Below are 14,569 nucleotides of genomic sequence, written 5' to 3' on the forward strand. Positions count from 1 at the left end.
GCTCAACCCCTCACCTACCGTCAAGTCCTGCTCACGCTTACCCCGGCCTGACCGGATTGCGCAGCACCAGGCAAGCCTGACCGGCGCGCCGGATGCGGCCGCAGAGTTCATCGGCGGCGGGGCGCGTGTCGACGCCGACCCGCACCTGGTAGAATGTGCGCGTGCCCCTGCTGCGCAGCACCGAGCCCAGGAGATTGGGATCGCGGTCGCCGATCACGCCGCTCAGGCGCTGCATCGCCCGCGCATACATCGACAGTGCGCGGTCTCGCGAAAAGCCGGCTCCGAGCTGCACGCCCCAGGGGCTGGCGGCGCCGAGTTTGACCCGCTGCTCGAGCTGAGCGACGAACGGGTTCGGCGCCCGTGTCAACAGCGCCATCAAGTCGCGACATCCCGGCGCGGCGCGCGGCGGCGCGCTGGGGTTGCGCCCGGCATCGCGCCAGTCCTCTACCGAGGTGCCGGTAATAACGAACACATAGTTCCGGGTTTCCGACGGCATGTAGCCGGTGCCGGCAAGCCATTCCTGCACCCGCCGCGGCCCGGCATTGTAGGCCGCCGCAGCAAGCCCGAGATTGCCGAACTGGCCGCGCAGCTCGGCGAGAAATTCCGCGGACTTGGGCAGCGCCTGCACCGGATCGAAGGGATCGAGCAGTTGCCGCTCGCTGGCGGTGCCCGGCATGAACTGCGCGATACCCTGGGCGCGTGCGCCACTGCGCGTCACAGGGCCCACGGCATCGGACTGGAAGCGGCTCTCCTGCCAGATGACGCGGGCAAAGAACTCGAGCGGCAGATCATGCGCCCGCGCCGCCGACTCGATCATCAGGCACATCGCTTCGCGGGTGTCGGGGTCGGGCTTGCTGCCAGCCTCAGTGTCAGTCTTGTCAGCGTCAGTCTTGGTGTCGACCTTGGTCTCGGTCTTGCCGTCGGGCGCCTTGTCATCGGCGGGCTTCTGGTCAGTTGTCTTTTGATTGGACGGGACTTGATCAGGCGCCTTTTGGTCGGACGTCTTCTGATCGGATATCTTCGGCGCGTCGATGATACCGGACGGCACCGGCTGGTCCTCGGCGATGGCCGGGATTATCCACGCGCCGCAGAGCCCGAGCACGGCGGCGATCCGGATGAACGCCATGATGTGACTGCGTATCGCCATGCTCTGCGAGAAGATCCCTTTTCGTTGGCCGGGCCCAACCTAGCGCATTATCATGTGGCAGATATCCGTATTGCGGCCTCGTGAGACACAGCGGAACCGGGCCATGACAGACACGACGAACGCCAAACCGACCGACGCCGCTTCCGCCTTCGCGCCCGATCTGGACGAGCCGATCCGCTACATGCAGCGCACCCGCGACTATTATCGGGCGATCGGCTATGACGCGCCCTATCGCTGGGCGCATCATGATGACGCACCGTTCCAGCGGCTACGCAAGCCGCTGGCACAATCGCGCGTGACCATCATCACCACCGCCTCGCGGTTCGATCCGGCCAAGGGCGACCAGGGACCGGGTGCCGCCTACAACTCCACCGCCAAATTCTATCAGGTCTATGATGGTGACACCGCGCAGGACCACGATTTGCGGATTTCGCACATCGCCTACGATCGCGTCCATACCAGCGCCACCGACAGCCGCAGTTGGTTCCCGCTCGCCGAACTCCGGCGGCGTGCGGCCGAGAGCCGCATCGGCGAGGTCGCCCCCCGCTTTTTCGGCGCGCCGACCAACCGCAGCCACCGCGTGACCAGCGAGACCGACGCCCCGGACATTCTGGCCCGTTGCCAGGCTGACAAGATCGATGCGCTGGTGCTGGTGCCGAACTGCCCGGTCTGTCACCAGAGCGTCAGCCTGATCGCACGGCATCTCGAAGCCCACGGGATTTCGACGGTGATCATGGGCTGCGCCAAGGACATCGTCGAACATGCCGGCGTGCCGCGCTTCCTGTTCAGCGACTTCCCGCTGGGAAATTCCGCCGGCAAGCCGCATGACGCGGCCTCGCAGGCGCAAACGCTGGAGCTTGCGCTGACGCTGCTGGAGACAGCCGGCGGCCCACGCACGACCATGCAATCGCCGCTGCGCTGGAGCGACGACGCCTCATGGAAGCTCGACTACAACAATGTCGCGCGCATAAGCGCGGACGAGCTCGCCCGGCGGCGGCGTGAATTCGAGGCGCAGAAGGTGATTGCCAAGCAGGTGCGCGACACCGCCGCGTAGATTACCCAGCGCTTTCCGTTCCAAGATCTGCGGCATTGAGCAGACCCGTCTGCCGATGGCAGTTGAGATACTCGAAATATTGCTCATCGGCGCGCACGACCGTGACCTCGTGGTAGAGCCGCAGCTTGGCGGCCGGACCAAGCGTCGACAGATACTTCATGGCGGCACCAAAAATCCGGACATGGGTGGGGTGCGATTCCGCCCAGCGCTCCAGCGCGGCGAGACTCTTCCACCAGCTCATGCCGTAGGATTTTTCGGTTTTGCCGCCGTCGGCCGCAACGACGTCGACATAACGGTTGGCATAACATCCAATCGCCGTGCCCTCGTCGCGCAAAAAATCCATCCCGTCGCGTAGCACCGGCTCGACATCGTCGAGATACATCGCCCGCTCGCCGCTCTCGGTGTCGCTCCAGTCCTGGCCCGAGCGGATCAGGCACAGATTGTCCGGCGCCAGCACGCGGATGCGCGAACCGTCACGGACGACGCGCACGGTGCCCTGGGGGGCCATCTCGCTGGTCTGCGACAAGGGAATGCGATCGCGCATGCCACCCCAGTACGCATGCTCCTGCACCTCGCCGCTCATGTCGTCGGCGAGAACCGCGATGCCCTCGGGGCGCCCGAGCGATGAAAACAGCGTCTCATAGGTGTCCACCGACGGCCGAATCACCTCGATGAAAAAGCCGCAGCCCTCGCCTGCACGATGATCGCCGAGCCAGCCGTCGCGCGCTGATACGAACCAGCGATCGAACGATGCGACGTCATCCCAGTAAGCGACCGAAATCACATTTGCATATCCGGCCTGGTCGACGTACTGCGCGCGGTCCCAGTGCGATGGAGCGTCGCCGGCGCCGAAACGCTCCCCGATCCATGTCAGCGCATGCGTCGCAACCGCCGGCGGCGCACCGCGATACTGCACGCCAAAATACGCCATCACGACCCGGCTGACGCTCGGCTTGTGCCGGGCGACGAACGACGGATAAGGCGGCTGATAGTCGTCCGGCACGCGTTTGTGCCTGGTGCGGGTGGTGCGCAGATGAAGCGGAATGGCCGAGTCCATGACGATGCTCCTCGCAGGTACGCTTCAACTCGTCGGCGCGACCGTCTCCGCCGCGGCCTCGCCGTCCACCGGCAGGGAAAAATGCTCGACGCGGCGGGCCGGAGTCTTGTTGAACAGCAGCCGCGTCACGTCCGGCCGTGAATAGTGCCCCGCGGGATCGGCGGCGTTTTTCGCCACACCGATCGCCCCGAGATCGATGTCCGCATACAGCAGGCCCTCCTGGTCCGGCGCGAGCTTTTCGGCAAGCGAGCTGCCGTCGGGGCCATAGATCGCGGCAAAACCACCGCCGGCGTGCAGCAGTGCGTGCTTGTCGGGGCGATCGCAGAGCTCGTCGACCATCGCCTGCGACACCGTCGCGCACGGCGCCAGCACGAAGCAGGAGCCTTCCACCGCATAGACGCGCGAGGCGGCATTGTTGACCTCCGCGCCTAGCGCAAAGGCGAACGGATCATACAGCGAGAAGCTGGGCCACGCCGCCACGTGCACCTGTTCGTTCTGGGCGTACATGGCGTATTTCGACAATGGCTGCAGGTGCTCCCAGCAGCAGAGAGCGCCGAGTCGGCCGATGCCGGGGCGATCGTGCACGGCAAGATCGCTGCCGTCGCCCTCGCCATAGACGGTGCGCTCGGCATGGGTCGGCCGCAGCTTGCGGCGCCTGACGATGGTCTCGCCGTCGGGCCCGAGCAGCCATTGGGCGAGATAGAGACTGCCGCCATCCCGCTCGGACAATCCGAGCACGGCGGTCAACCCGCTGCGCCGCACGGCGCTGCGCAGCTTGTCCGCCTGCGGGCTGTCGTAAGCCAGCGAGTTGTCGAAATAGCGCTGCACGAAGCCGCGGCCAATCGCCCAGGCCGGGGAATCCATCCAGATATGCCAGGGGTAACCGGGGATGAAGGCCTCCGGAAATGCGATCAGTTTTGCACCGTTTTCGGCCGCCTCCTCGATCAACCGAATTGTTTTGTCGACGGTGCCGTCTAGGTCGAGCCAGAGCGGTGCCGCCTGGACCACGGCGACCTTGTACTTCGGATGTTCGATGCCCATGCGGTAGCTCCCCTTGCCCAAAATGTCAGCGTTGCTGGCCGATCACCCGAGTTGATCTCGCCCCCTGCTCCATGACAGTTTTGCCGAGGGCGGGTTTTCAGGCTCGTCCCACAGGGAAGAAAAACTCGACTGCACGATCGGCAACGCAGCCGCATGAGGGATCAAGGCCTATGCCGGTTCAGCTCTCGACGGACAGTGCGCCGCAGCACCGCAAGCTCGCGTTCTGGCAGGACATCGTCTGCGACGTGTTCGTCGGGCTCGATTGCACGTCCGATCTCGGCAACCGGTTTCGCGGTTCGGTCAGCCGCTCGATGCTGGGCGGCGTCGCCTGCACCCAGGTCACCTCTGGCGCGCAGCATGTGTTTCGTACGCCCTCACGCATCGCCCGTGCGCACGAAGATTTCATCCTGGTGGCGCTGGGACGAGAGGGCGTCGGCGGCGTGGTGCAGGATGGCCGCGAGACCACAATCCATCCCGGTGAATTCGCGCTCTACGATACGACACGGCCCTACCAGCTGCTGTTCAGGGATGACTTCAGCCAGACGATTTTTCAGATCCCGCGCAGTGCACTGCTGAAGCGGATCGCGGGCATCGAAACCCTGACCGCCACCAGCTTCGACCGGCAGCGGCCGCTGGACCGGCTGGCGCTGGAATTCCTGACGGCGGTGTCCGGCATGGTCGACCAGTTCGACGACATCACAGGCGCCCGGCTGTCCGAACAGGCCCTCGACTTGCTAGCGCTGGCGATGAGCGAACGGTTGACGGGCAACAGGCTTCCACCCTCAACCCATCGCGCCGCGCTGTTGTACCGTTTGAAGGCCTATGTCCGGGCGCACCTGTCCGACCCGGAGCTGTCGCTGTCCGACACCGCGGCGGCGCTCGGCATCTCCTCGCGTTATGTCAACACGCTGCTGGCGGACGAGCAGACCTCGTTCCAGCGTTATGTGCTGAGCCAGCGGCTGGAGCAATGCCAGCGCGATTTGTCCGCACCGGCCCACGCCGGGCGGCATGTCGGCGAAATCGCCTTCGCCTGGGGCTTCAACGACCTCTCGCACTTCGGCCGGGCGTTCCGCGAGCAGTACGGCCTGTCACCCCGGGAGTGGCGGCGCAGCCAGTCGGGCATTTGAGCAGGTCCACCCGATCAACGAAAACGGCCGGATCTTGCGATCCGGCCGTTTCAATCTGTGGATTTGCGACAGCGATCAGGCCTTCACAAGGGGGCCCTTGCTGGCGCCCTTCGGGCCATCGTCATCCGAGCCACCTTTCGGCTTGCGTGCGGCCGCGCGCTTGCGCGCACCGGGCAGCTTCTCCGGCTTCGGCGTGACCGGCCCCTCGACAAAGTCGAAGCCGATCTTGTCCTGATCGTTCTCGTCCTTGATGAGCACGACGCGGACGTGGCCACCGCCCTTGAGCTTGCCGAACAGCAATTCGTCCGCCAGCGGCTTCTTGATGTGCTCCTGGATCACCCGCGCCATCGGCCGGGCACCCATCTGCTCGTCATAACCGTGCTGGATCAGCCAGGCCTTGGCGGGCTCGGACAGTTCGATGGTGACGTCGCGATCCGCCAGTTGCGCCTCGAGTTGCAGCACGAACTTCTCGACCACCATGCCGATGACTTCGGCGTTCAAGTGACCGAACGACACGATGGCATCGAGACGGTTGCGGAATTCCGGCGCGAACTGGCGATTGATGGCCTCTGCGTCGTCGCCTTCCCGCTTGTTGCGGGTGAAGCCAAACGCCTGACGCGCCAGATCCGCTGCACCCGCATTGGTGGTCATGATCAGGATCACGTTGCGGAAGTTGACCTGCTTGCCGTTGTGATCGGTCAGGCGGCCATGGTCCATGATCTGCAGCAGCACGTTGTACAGATCAGGATGCGCCTTCTCGATCTCGTCCAGCAGCACCACGCAATGCGGATGCTGGTCGACGCCATCCGTGAGCAAACCGCCCTGGTCGAAACCGACATAGCCGGGAGGCGCGCCGATCAGGCGCGAGACCGTATGCCGCTCCATGTACTCGGACATGTCGAAGCGCAGCAGCTCGACACCGAGCGAGTCCGCGAGTTGCTTGGCAACTTCGGTCTTGCCGACGCCGGTCGGGCCCGAGAACAAATAGGAGCCGATCGGCTTCTCCGGCTCGCGCAGGCCCGCCCGCGCCAGCTTGATCGCCGCCGTCAGGGCCTCGATCGCCTTATCCTGGCCGAACACCACGCGCTTGAGCGTCGATTCCAAGTGCTTGAGCACCTCGGCATCGTCCTTCGATACGCTCTTGGGCGGAATCCGCGCCATGGTCGCGATCGTGGTCTCGATTTCCTTCAGGCCGATGGTCTTCTTGCGCTTGTTTTCCGGCACCAGCATCTGCGCCGCGCCGGATTCGTCGATCACGTCAATCGCTTTGTCCGGCAGCTTGCGGTCATGGATGTAGCGCGCCGACAGGTTCACCGCGGCTTCGATCGCCTCGGCAGTGTATTTCAGCTTGTGATAGTCCTCGAAGTACGGCTTCAGCCCCTTCAGAATGCCGATGGCATCCGCGACCGACGGCTCATTGACGTCGATCTTCTGGAACCGGCGCACCAGCGCGCGATCCTTTTCGAAGTGCTGGCGGTATTCCTTGTAGGTGGTCGAGCCCATGCAACGGATGGTGCCCGAGGCCAGCGCCGGCTTGAGCAGGTTGGACGCATCCATCGCGCCACCGGAGGTGGCGCCAGCGCCGATCACGGTGTGGATTTCGTCAATAAACAGGATCGCATTCGGATGCGCTTCCAGTTCCTTGATGACCTGCTTCAGCCGCTCCTCGAAATCGCCGCGATAGCGGGTTCCGGCCAGCAGCGTGCCCATGTCCAGCGAGAACACGGTCGCGGCGCTCAGCACTTCCGGCACGTCACTCTCGACAATGCGCTTGGCGAGGCCTTCGGCGATCGCCGTCTTGCCGACGCCCGCTTCGCCGACGAACAGCGGATTGTTCTTCTGGCGGCGGCACAGCACCTGGATGGCGCGGTTGATCTCTGCGGTCCGCCCGATCACCGGGTCGATCTTGCCGTCGCGCGCCTTCTTGTTCAGGTTGACGCAATAGGTCTCGAGCGCGTCGCCCTTCTTCTTGCTGTCGCCGTCGTTCTTGTGCTCGGTCTCCTCGTCAACGCCGCGCACCGGGCGAGATTCCGAGACACCAGGACGCTTGGCAATGCCGTGGCTGATGTAATTGACCGCGTCGTAGCGCGTCATGTCCTGCTCCTGCAGGAAATACGCAGCATGGCTTTCGCGCTCGGCGAAGATCGCGATCAGCACGTTGGCGCCGGTGACCTCTTCGCGTCCCGACGACTGCACGTGAATGACCGCGCGCTGGATCACCCGCTGGAACCCCGCGGTCGGCTTGGCATCGTCGCCGCCCTCCGCCACCAGATTTTCGAACTCGGTCTCAAGATAGTTGACGAGGCTGGCGCGCAGCTTGTCGAGATCCACGTTGCAGGCGCGCATCACCGCGGCGGCGTCGGAATCGTCGATCAGCGAGAGCAGGAGATGTTCGAGCGTCGCGTACTGATGATGGCGCTCATTGGCGATCGCCAGTGCACGATGCAAGGATTGTTCAAGGCTCTGAGAAAAAGTCGGCATTCGCGTCCTCTGTGGCCCCCACAGTCGTAAGCCTGGATTTACGTAAGCTTGAATCCGCTTGAGCTTAATTTGTTATCTTGGCCGTCTTATTCAAGCTCTCGTATTCAAGCTCCCGTTTCAAACTCCGATCGTGAGGCCTTCGCTTCAAGCTCTCGATGGCCGGAACCACCCGACAGCCGATGCTACTTCTTTTCCATCACGCATTGCAAAGGATGTTGGTGCTTGCGCGCAAAATCCATCACCTGCGTCACTTTGGTCTCGGCTATTTCGTAAGTGAACACACCGCATTCGCCGATCCCATGGTGATGAACATGCAGCATGATCTGGGTCGCAGCTTCAACATCCTTGTTGAAGAAACGTTCTAAAACATGAACGACGAATTCCATCGGCGTGTAATCGTCGTTGAGAATCAACACGCGGTAGAGGCTCGGCCGTTTGGTGCGCGGCTTGACCTTGGTGATGACGGAAATACCCGGCACGTTGGGGCCGCCGGGGCGGCCCTCATCGCCGCTCATGCGAAAGGTCGATGCGACAGACGACGCGGTCGCCGCGGTTCCAGAATGTCCAGATGGATGCAGCATGGCTTAACGTTCGAAATTCCCCTTTTGCGACCGGGCCTGTGGCGCCCCTCGCGGCTTTCTGGCCGGGAGGACACGGATTTGGCCATTTTTCGGGTCCGCCGCCGATCTTGGCGGACTCGGAAAGGTCATATCTGCCGAGCGTTGCGAGATTGATGTGTCTCGTCAACACCGGCACCGCATCCCCATGTGAATTATTACCGATATGGGTCCACACCCCCACCCCCGCAAGGATGCGAAAAATGGGCCATTCCGGGCGTCCGGGGCCATCCAGCCACCCCGGTTCCCCGATCAGGCCTCCTGTCGCGGCCCCCTCGGCAGATCCGGCCCTCGGAAGGCCCCCTGCCCAAAGCGTGCACAAGGCTCGCCGCGATAGTTAACGAAAAGCTCCAGGATAGCAGAGGAATAGCGTGCAGGCGTTGAGGGAGCGTTGAGCATAATCTGACGAGAACTCATTAAATTACCACCGAATGCGGTTGTTTTACCAAGTTTCAGAGCATCACTTTACCCACTCTTCACCGCATAAACCCCACAACTCGCACCGGACCAGCGCTCTCGTCGCGAGAGCCGTTTTCGGTGGGAACCATGACCGCGCTGTTAAATATGACCGGGGTGAAGCGCCAGATTGCTCGTTTCGTCCGTACGGACGACGGCAGCATCCTCCCCATGTTCGGATTTACGTTGCTGATGCTGCTGTCGATGGTCGGCGCCGCCGTCGACTACGCCCGTGTCTACAACGCGCGCACCGCCATGCAGGCCGCGATCGACTCGGCCGCTTTGATGATCTCCAAGGATGCGTCGGCCGCGAATCCCCCGATGACCCAGGCGGACATCCAGACCAAGGCGGAGGGATACTTCAACACCCTCTACACCAACTCTTACACGCCCAAGACCGGCTTCAAAGCAACCTACACCCCGCCCAGTTCCGGATCTCCGGGGACCATCAAGCTGGAGGCGTCGGGAACGATGCCGACGGAACTCCTCAGAGTTGCCGGTATCACGAAAATAGACTTCAGCATCAGTTCCACGGCAACGTGGGGCAACAGCAGACTGCGCGTCGCGCTTGCCCTCGACAATACCGGTTCGATGAAGGACAACGGAAAAATTGGCGCCCTCCAAAAGGCGACAAACGATCTCATCACCAAGCTCAGCCAGCTCTCGACGGTCGACGGGGACGTCCTCATCTCGATTGTTCCCTTCGCCAAGGATATCAACGCCGATCCCACCAACTACAACCAGGCCTGGATCGACTGGACCGATTGGGAAGCCGAGCCCCCCGTTCTGGTGACGAGCAAACCCGCCTACTGGTCCAGCTATGGACCCGGATCTTCATGTCCGTTCACAAATCAGCAGGGCTTCGGCTGCATCGCCGGCCCCGCCAACTACACGACAGCATACACAATCCCCTCAAGCGGATTGATCTGTCCGGGTCAGGACGGCACTTACGCCAGCTACTACAACGGCTGCTACAATAGCGTCGGTACGACGACGTCGACGACCAACCAGGTCTGCTCCGGAAACTCCTGCAGTTGCGGCTCGCGCAGCAATTGCTCTTGCAGCGGAACCGGCAAAAATACTGTCTGCTCCCAAGTCGTGACAACGACCGGCGCACCTTACACGCATACGTGGATCCCCAACGATCACAGCACATGGAACGGCTGCATCACCGACCGCACCCAGCCGAATGACGTCAAGAACGTCGCCGCGACGAGCACGGCCACAAATTTTCCGGCGCAGCAATACAATGCCTGTCCGACGTCGGTCATGGGCATGAGTTCTGACTGGGCCACCCTCAAGAAGAAGGTCGGATTGATGACCCCGAACGGCGGCACCAACCAGCCGGTCGGAATGGCCTGGGCGTGGCAATCTCTGAGCAGCGAAGGTTCGGCTCAGAGCCAACCGATCAAAGCTCCCGCGGAAGAGTCCAATTATATCTACAAAAAAATCATCATCCTCTTGTCCGACGGGCTGAACACGCAGGATCGCTGGCCCGCGTACGGAAACGGCAGCAAACAGGTCGACGGCCAGATCGATGCCCGCCAAAAACTGCTGTGCACAAACGCAAAAGTGGAAGCAACGGTCTATACCATCCAGGTCAACGTCGGGAGCGTGGATCCGCAGTCGGCAGTTCTGCAGGGATGTGCAAGCGATACGAGCAAGTTCTACATGCTGACGGACCCCGATCAGATCATCACCACGTTCAACTCTATTCTCATCGACATCTCGAAACTGCGCATCGCCTACTGAACAGCCGTCCGCTCCCGATAGGACACAACAAAAAAACCCGGCGCGAGCCGGGCTTTTCGTATCCGCCAGGGATAAATAAAATCAGCGTGCCGCTAAATCAGTGCGACGTGGGCGGCGTGAACTTGGCGACGTAGCCTTCAAACGGCTTGTAGGCTTCCTTGGCAAGACCGGCATAGAGCTCGGTGATCTTCTTGGATTCCGCCACGAAGGTCTCATAGGCCGTCTTGGTGAATTCGGTCTGCAGTTCGATCGCCTTCTCGAGCGACTTCACGCCCGACAGCTTCTCGACATAGGCACTGGTGTCTTCGAACGACTTCTTGGAATAGTCAGCATAGGCGGTGGCGATCGCCTGGTAGCCTTTGGTGAAATTGTTCACCGACGCGAGCGCCGCTTCGTACTGCTCTTTGCCGAAACTCTGGAAGTCCTCAACTTTAAAAACCATGTTGGATCCTCTCCCGGACTGCTGCTGCTGAAGTCACCGGATTGTCCCGGCTCCCGATAACTACCTGAAGTTTATAGTGCAGCGCACAAAACAGTCAATCATCTTGTGCGTCGCACAAGATTTTCTCAAATTATGAGAAAAGTCAGGCGATGCCGGCAACGGTTGCTTAACCTTTTGGAAACTCCGTCGCCCTACTTTGGGTCCCTGCGTTGCTGACAGTCCGGAAGAATTCCGAAAAAGACGTTCAGGCACAGTCTCTTAGCCAGAATGGCAGCCCGCGGCCGCCTGTCTTTTTCGAGATTTGCCCCGTCAACGCGCAGCAGGCCGCTGATTTCCGGGCGTGCGGGCACAATTTCGCCTCACGGACCGGTGATCTAAGTGTCTTCGAGCGAAGTGGCTTCCAATTCGCATGAAGACGTTACGCGAATTGGAACATGGGGAGCGTCTCCGGGAAAGAAGCGGGTTTTCCAGGATGCGCTGTCGCTGGAAATCGGACGGGGTAGTCAATGTTTCGTGCAACCTCAGCGTCTTCGCGGACGCTACGCTTTTGCATCCTCGGGCTTGCGACGGTCACCGCAGCCGTCCTTTTCACCAACGATACAGCTGACGCCAGGCGGCGGCATCACCGCTCGCGCCATCACGTGCGGGTCTCCAGCTACGCGCCGCCGTTCTCCTCGATCATCGTCGACGGAAACTCGGGCGCCACGCTGCAAGCCAACAGCGCCGACGGTCCGCGGCATCCGGCATCGCTCACCAAGATCATGACGCTCTATTTGCTGTTCGAGCGGCTGGAGAGCGGCAAGATGACCATCGATACCCAGATGGCTGTCTCCGAACATGCCTCCGAGCAGGCGCCGACCAAACTCGGTCTGCGCCCTGGCCAGAGCATCCGGGTCGAAGACGCGATCAAGGGCCTGGTCACCCGTTCCGCCAACGACGCTGCCGTGGTGATCTCCGAAGCCATCGCCGGTGACGAAGACGACTTCGCCAAGCTGATGACGCGCAAGGCGCGCGCGCTGGGCATGAGCCGCACCACCTACAAGAACGCCTCCGGTCTCCCGGACGAGGACCAGGTCACCACCGCGCGCGATCAGGCCACCCTCGGCCGCGCCATCCAGGACCGCTTCCCGCGCTACTACCGCTACTTCGCGACCAACGATTTCCACTACCGCGGCAACGTCATCCGCAACCACAACCGCCTGCTCGGCCGTGTCGAGGGCGTCGACGGCATCAAGACCGGCTACACCCGCGCCTCCGGCTTCAACCTGGTCACCTCGATGCACCGCGGCAACCGCCATCTGATCGGCGTCGTGCTGGGCGGCCGTTCCGGCGGTTCGCGCGATGCGACCATGCGCAACCTGCTGGCCGAAAACCTGGAGCGCGGCGCTACCAAGCGCACCGTTGCCGCCATCACCGAACGCAACCCGTCCGACTACAAGGTCGCGAGCGCCGATGCTGACGATGCCCCGGCGGCCGCCCCCGCGCCGGAACCAAAAACCAGCCGCGCGATGTCCGCCATGCAGGTTCAGGGCGCGATCCAGACCGCTACTGCCGCCGCCGAGGTCGATGAAACCGCCCGCTCGGCCATGCCGATGCCGGTGGCGAGGCCCATCCCGCCCCAGCAGGTCGCTCAGGAGCAGCCCAAGCCGGCCCCGGCCCCGCTGACCTCCGGCGTGATTTCGCAGCCGCTGCCGATGATTCCCGGCTCCGCCGAGCCGATGACGCCGGTGCGGGTGAAGACGGTTCAGATCAAGTCGGGTCAGACCCGCATTGCCTCCGCAGCCCCGGTTGCCGGACCCGCCGCCACCGCCTCGATCCCCGCCCGCGCCGAAGTCGCCGAGACCTCCAACTCCATCGTGGCAAAGGCAGCCGACCTCAAGGCCGCGGAACTGCCGCCGCAGAACCCGAAATACGGCACCGGCCAGGGCATCCTGGGCACGCTGCCCGCCTCCGCCCTGCAGCAGCACTCCCAGACCATGGCTTACGCGGAGCCGGCTCGCATGCCGCAATCCCAGCAGGTCGCACTCGCCGCACCGACCCAGACGATGCAGCAGAACGGCGCCATCAAGGCCACGACGCGCTCGGGCTGGATCATCCAGGTCGGCGCACTGGAAACCGAGGGCGAAGCCAAGCAGCGCCTGGACGCCGCTCGCAGCAGCGCAGGCAGCCTGCTGGGCAAGGCCGACCCGTTCACGGAGACCGTCTCGAAGGGCGGCGGAAAGAGCCTGTACCGCGCCCGCTTCGCCGGCCTCGACAAGGACAGCGCCGAAGCCGCCTGCCGCACCCTGAAGCGCAACGACATCTCCTGCATCGCCATCAAGAACTGATCGCAGCTTCGATCACAACGAAAAGCCCGGCCTCAGTGCCGGGCTTTTTTGTATCCGCGAACGACACCGGCCGCGCTCGTTCGCCGGCATTTGAAACTTCTCGTCAACATTTGGTCGGTAAAAATAAACCATAACAGCGGCACCGCCGGTCAAGGCGGGCCGGTGCCTGTTTCCGGCCAACGGAGCATCAGGCGCCAGATTATCGGGATGCAGCTTCATGCACCCGGGGGCATCGATCAGAGAGACGAACAGCTGCTCGCAGTGAGTTGCGTAGTGTTGCGTGCTGGAGTTAGCTGTGATGAGTGCGAAGCAAGGTCTCCTTGGCCTCGTTGACACGGGCCGCGAGGTACGTCGACCCCCCCTGGTCGGGATGCAGTTTCTTCATGAGCGACCGGTGCGCACGCCCGATCTCGTCTCGCCCCGCTCCCGGCTGCAGGCCAAGGATCTGATAAGCCTCCTCCGCCGTCATTTTGCCGCTCGCCGCCTGGCCGCGCTGCCCCCCTGCCCCTGCGCCCTGCGTGTTCTGACGCCATCCGGCAAACCGGCGGTCAAGATAGCTTTCAAGTAACGCACAGCTCTCGGCATCGAAGGTTTGCATCATCGCCGCGAGTTGCGGCAGGTCGAACGCATCCAGCGACCGCCCGGCATGGGTGCCGGCGATGATGGTGCCCTTCAACTCGCCAGTGTCGTGATCCAGCGTCATGTCGAGAAAGGCGGAGCGGACCTGCGAGGCCTGGCCGCTGGACCGGCTGCCGCGGCCCCAGTTGCCGAAACCGCCCAAATTGCCGAACACGTTTGCCGCCGGCGACCAGCCGAGCAACCCCGCCCCGAACAGGCCAAGCGGAATGGCCACCGCGAGTTCGCCCTTGACGCCGGTGAGGGCGGCCACCGCAAGGCAGACAACGCCGCCGGCGAGCTTGACGCCGCGCGCCAGCAACGCCGGGTTCGCCGCGCGGAACATCTGCAGCAGCATATAGAGAACAAAAACGGCGACAGCGCCTGCGATCAGGGTTGGCATGGAACGATAGATAGTCGGTCACGCGCACCGGCGAAAGACGACCGGGTCGG

Annotated in this window: 11 protein-coding genes; 4 read left to right on the forward strand and 7 right to left on the reverse strand. The window is 63.0% G+C overall.

Translation table 11 applies throughout. The features are described from left to right. Nucleotides 1-37: 37 nt before the first annotated feature. Nucleotides 38-1,147, reverse strand: coding sequence for a lytic transglycosylase domain-containing protein (locus RS897_RS35900; protein WP_315833396.1), 1,110 nt, complete (start codon nucleotides 1,145-1,147; stop codon nucleotides 38-40). Between the two features lie 103 nt (nucleotides 1,148-1,250). On the opposite strand from RS897_RS35900, the gene RS897_RS35905 reads away from it, so the two are divergent. Next, nucleotides 1,251-2,201 (forward strand): glycine/sarcosine/betaine reductase selenoprotein B family protein, encoded by a 951-nt coding sequence (locus RS897_RS35905; RefSeq protein WP_315833397.1) that lies wholly within the window; start codon nucleotides 1,251-1,253, stop codon nucleotides 2,199-2,201. Nucleotide 2,202: 1 nt separating this feature from the next. On the opposite strand, the gene RS897_RS35910 is transcribed toward RS897_RS35905, so the two are convergent. After that, on the reverse strand, nucleotides 2,203-3,258 hold the full coding sequence (locus tag RS897_RS35910; RefSeq protein WP_315833398.1) for a phenylacetaldoxime dehydratase family protein: 1,056 nt from the start codon (nucleotides 3,256-3,258) through the stop codon (nucleotides 2,203-2,205). Between the two features lie 24 nt (nucleotides 3,259-3,282). Further along, the gene (locus tag RS897_RS35915; RefSeq protein ID WP_315833399.1) at nucleotides 3,283-4,299 is read right to left on the reverse strand and encodes a carbon-nitrogen hydrolase family protein; all 1,017 of its coding nucleotides are present in this window, start codon (nucleotides 4,297-4,299) and stop codon (nucleotides 3,283-3,285) included. Between the two features lie 170 nt (nucleotides 4,300-4,469). Between RS897_RS35915 and RS897_RS35920 the strand changes: the two genes are divergently transcribed. Beyond that, the gene (locus RS897_RS35920) at nucleotides 4,470-5,426 is read left to right on the forward strand and encodes an AraC-like ligand-binding domain-containing protein (protein ID WP_315833400.1); all 957 of its coding nucleotides are present in this window, start codon (nucleotides 4,470-4,472) and stop codon (nucleotides 5,424-5,426) included. A 75-nt stretch (nucleotides 5,427-5,501) separates the two neighbouring features. Here RS897_RS35920 and clpA read toward each other — a convergent pair whose 3' ends face one another. Both clpA and clpS read right to left on the reverse strand, forming a co-directional pair. Continuing rightward, nucleotides 5,502-7,907 carry an ATP-dependent Clp protease ATP-binding subunit ClpA gene (clpA, locus tag RS897_RS35925; RefSeq protein WP_315833401.1) on the reverse strand — a complete coding sequence of 802 codons (2,406 nt, stop codon included), beginning with the start codon at nucleotides 7,905-7,907 and terminating at the stop codon, nucleotides 5,502-5,504. 182 nt (nucleotides 7,908-8,089) lie between these two features. Further along, complete coding sequence (gene clpS / locus RS897_RS35930; RefSeq protein WP_315833402.1) at nucleotides 8,090-8,422, reverse strand: ATP-dependent Clp protease adapter ClpS; 333 nt, start codon at nucleotides 8,420-8,422, stop codon at nucleotides 8,090-8,092. 648 nt (nucleotides 8,423-9,070) lie between these two features. On the opposite strand from clpS, the gene RS897_RS35935 reads away from it, so the two are divergent. After that, nucleotides 9,071-10,732: a TadE/TadG family type IV pilus assembly protein gene (locus RS897_RS35935; protein WP_315833403.1), complete on the forward strand. Its 1,662-nt coding sequence runs from the start codon at nucleotides 9,071-9,073 to the stop codon at nucleotides 10,730-10,732. A gap of 97 nt (nucleotides 10,733-10,829) precedes the next feature. Here RS897_RS35935 and RS897_RS35940 read toward each other — a convergent pair whose 3' ends face one another. Continuing rightward, entirely contained in the window at nucleotides 10,830-11,174 is a 345-nt protein-coding gene (locus RS897_RS35940; protein ID WP_315833404.1) for a phasin family protein, read from the reverse strand. Nucleotides 11,175-11,680: 506 nt separating this feature from the next. Here RS897_RS35940 and RS897_RS35945 point away from each other — a divergent pair. After that, entirely contained in the window at nucleotides 11,681-13,501 is a 1,821-nt protein-coding gene (locus tag RS897_RS35945) for a D-alanyl-D-alanine carboxypeptidase (protein ID WP_315833405.1), read from the forward strand. Between the two features lie 289 nt (nucleotides 13,502-13,790). On the opposite strand, the gene RS897_RS35950 is transcribed toward RS897_RS35945, so the two are convergent. Beyond that, nucleotides 13,791-14,519, reverse strand: coding sequence for a DnaJ domain-containing protein (locus RS897_RS35950; RefSeq protein ID WP_315833406.1), 729 nt, complete (start codon nucleotides 14,517-14,519; stop codon nucleotides 13,791-13,793). Nucleotides 14,520-14,569 lie beyond the last annotated feature (50 nt).

This window comes from Bradyrhizobium prioriisuperbiae, assembly GCF_032397745.1.
Taxonomy (GTDB): domain Bacteria; phylum Pseudomonadota; class Alphaproteobacteria; order Rhizobiales; family Xanthobacteraceae; genus Bradyrhizobium_A; species Bradyrhizobium_A prioriisuperbiae.